General features: G+C 71.4%; 3 protein-coding genes. 1 reads left to right on the forward strand and 2 read right to left on the reverse strand.

Going from position 1 to position 2,998, the window contains the following annotated elements; all coding sequences use genetic code 11:
* Positions 1–306 precede the first annotated feature (306 nt).
* A complete protein-coding gene (locus D471_RS0127230) occupies positions 307–567 on the forward strand; it encodes a hypothetical protein (protein ID WP_017601544.1) in 261 nt (86 codons plus the stop codon).
* 71 nt (positions 568–638) lie between these two features.
* Here the strand turns inward: D471_RS0127230 and D471_RS0127235 are convergent, their stop codons facing one another.
* On the reverse strand, positions 639–2,408 hold the full coding sequence (locus tag D471_RS0127235; protein WP_017601545.1) for a TIGR03767 family metallophosphoesterase: 1,770 nt from the start codon (positions 2,406–2,408) through the stop codon (positions 639–641).
* 380 nt (positions 2,409–2,788) lie between these two features.
* Positions 2,789–2,998 (reverse strand): FCD domain-containing protein (locus tag D471_RS36480; protein ID WP_152486467.1); only part of this gene is annotated, 210 nt, incomplete at its 5' end.

Consider the following 2,998-nt stretch of genomic DNA (forward strand, 5'->3'; position numbering starts at 1 on the left):
ACCGCGACGAGCACCCCCACGAGTGCCCAGTCCCGCCGCGTCCGCGGTGGTGGGTCGGCGGGGCGGGGCTCGTTCCACACGGACCTGAGGAGGGTGTCCACGGACAGCATGCTACGAGAGCGGGCGCGCGCACGGATCGGCCGGAAGGAGGAGGGGCGCGCGGTAGGGGGGGCGGGCGGGCCGATGACTGGCTAGCGTCGGAAGTAGCAGCAGCGGCCGGTCCCGCCCGTCGGTGGTCGGAGAGGACCCGACGGCCGCGCCGGGGCCGGGCCCTGAGTCACGCACCCCGACAGGGGGGATGTTCCCATGGCTGTCTGCGACACCTGCCACAACGACTACTGGATGTCGTTCGACGTCGAGACGATCAACGGGGAGCGGTACACCTTCGACTGCTTCGAGTGCGCCATCCAGCGGCTCGCTCCGGTGTGCGAGAAGTGCTCCTCGCGGATCATCGGTCACGGGGTCGAGGTGGAGGGGCGGTTCTTCTGTAGCGCCCACTGCGCCCGGGAGGGGGCGACCTCGAACCTGGCCCAGCGGATCTGCGACTCGGTCGGGGCCCACCCGTAGGTTCCTCGGGCACCCCGGTCGGAGGCCGGGGTGCCCGTCGGGGGCGCTGGTGGGCGAAACCGCCCCGCCCTCTATCGGGCGGGGTTGCGGGCGGCGACCAGGAGTTCGACGTTGCGGTCGCGCGGTCCGCCGTAGCCCGCCGGGTCGGCGTACAGGTCGTTGACCGACAGCTCCCGGTACAGCGACGCGAGCCCGTCGGCGGAGAAGTCCCCGTGGTCGGCCTGGTAAGGGCTGTCCGCCTCCAGCAGGGTCGTGAACAGCGACAGCGTCCCGTCCTCGTTGTCCACGATCTCGATCGCCCGCGCCATCTGCGGGTGATCGATGTGCGAGGCGGTGTTGATCTCCCAGAAGCCGCGCTCGGCGGTGCCGTGGGTGTGCGCCTGGATCCGGTTGTAGTGCGTGTGCCCGTTCACCCAGGCCAGCACGTTCGGGTAGCGCTTGAGCATGTGCACGAGGATGTCTCCGGTCAGCCGCAGGTCGCCCGGGCGGCGGCTGTCGGGGAGGATGTTGCCCATCGTGCCGCTCGTGTGGTGGGAGAAGAGCACGAACAGCTCGTCGGTGACCTGCTGGGTGCGCCGCCACCCCCAGAAGTCGTAGTAGACCGAACTGGAGGCGCGCAGCGTCCGCTCCAGCCAGTCGAACTGGTACTTGCCGATCGACCCGTCCGCCAGTCCGGCCAGCGTGGTGGTGTCCATGCTGACACCGGTCACACCGTCGGCGATGCGGAAGGTGTAGAAGCAGTCCACACCGTCGGCGTTGTCGTCGGTGAAGCCGTGTCCGACCGGCCCGGGCCCGGTGTTGGCCTCGTCCAGGTGTGCGGCGACGAACGCCCGGGTGTCGAAGGGGGCGCGCCGGTCGTCGGGGGTGACGGTGGAGGTCACGGCGGCGGTGGAGACGGTGTCGCCGGGGGATTCCACCTCGTCGGGCATGCGGCCGAGCTCGTCCTCGTTGGTCATCGCCTCGGCGGCCTGGTCGCGCACGTCGTCGTCGGCGAACATGATCTTGCGGTCGCCCAGGTAGGCTTCGTCCATCGAACCGGCGGGCAGGGTGCCCGCAGGGGTGTCGTCGTGGTTGCCGATGGTGCAGTACCAGGGCACGTCCAGGCCGGGGCTCTCGAAGGGGGCGACGGCGGCGGCCAGGAAGCCCGGGATGGTCGGGAAGCCGCCCCGGGTCTTGTACCGGTCGGCGAGGTCGCTGTCGGGCTGCCAGTACAGCTCGTTGCCGCAGTTCTGCACGCCCTCGTACCAGGCGGGGTCGCCGGTGTTGGGGGTGACGGCGCCACCGTTGAGGACGGCCATGAGCCATTCCAGTTCGACGGTCTCGTGGTTGTCGGTGTTGTCGCCGGTGGTGACCATGAAGTCGAGGGGACGGCCGGTCACGGGGCCGACTCTCAGCGAGTTGACCCGTTTGACCAGCGCGGACGCACCGAGCGCCGACAGCGTCTCCTGGGGGCGGTGGGCGCTGGAGCCGATCACCGGGTGGGTGTACTCGAAGCGGACGGGGCTCTGCGCGTCCATGATGTGCAGGTCGGTGAACTGGACGAACGCGGCGAGGGCGGTACGCCGGTCGTCGCGGCCCGGCTGGGCGGGGACCAGGTCCTCGCGGACCTCGATCGGCCACCCGGGCCCGGCGGTGAGCAGTCGGTAGCCCTCGCCGACGGGCGTGGCCACCTGGGCGAGCGTGGTGCCGTCGGGCTGGGCGACCCGGGACATGGTCTGGCGGACGAGTCGGTCGAGCGCGGCGGCGGAGGCGGGGGCGGGGGCGGCGGACAGGCCGAGGGCGGCCAGGCCGAGTCCCGTCGTGGTGGTCGTGAGGAATCCGCGCCGGTTGAGGGGAGCCATGGGTGTGCGACGTCCTTTCGGCCCCGGCCGGGGGTGGCCGGTGGGGGTGGGGCGTCGTCATTGAAGACCGGCGGGGCGGTCAGGGGCAACGGGGGCGCGGGGGACTGTTTCCTACTCGGCGGTAGGCATCCGGAGCGGCCCGGGGTATGGTGACCGGTTTGGCTCCGGACACCGGGGCGGAGCGACCGATGCGTCACACACCGTGATCGAACGATGTCCATGCGGGCGTCGTCGGCGCTTCCCGTCGCGTTCGCCCGAGCATGGGCGAACCGTCACAAAGATGAGTGGATTTCACGTTTGGCCGGATCCGGCCAATTCCGCCCGGATCCGTGCCCGGGCCCCGGCTCCAACCGGGGTGGCCCCCGCCCGTCCCGGAGCGCTCAGGACAGGAAGCCGCGCAGCAGCGCCTCGCTGCCCTCCAGGTGCTCGTCGACGGCGAGCCGGGCCGACTCGGGGTCGCGGGCGCGGGTCGCGGCGACGACCGCGTGGTGTTGGGCGCCGCTGTGCTCCAGGTTCTTCACGAGCATGGGCATGGCGTCGAGCAAGCCGTTCAGGCGCATCCGGGCGTCGGTCAGCGCCGACACGAGCGA

Source organism: Nocardiopsis lucentensis DSM 44048 (genome assembly GCF_000341125.1).
Taxonomy (GTDB): domain Bacteria; phylum Actinomycetota; class Actinomycetes; order Streptosporangiales; family Streptosporangiaceae; genus Nocardiopsis; species Nocardiopsis lucentensis.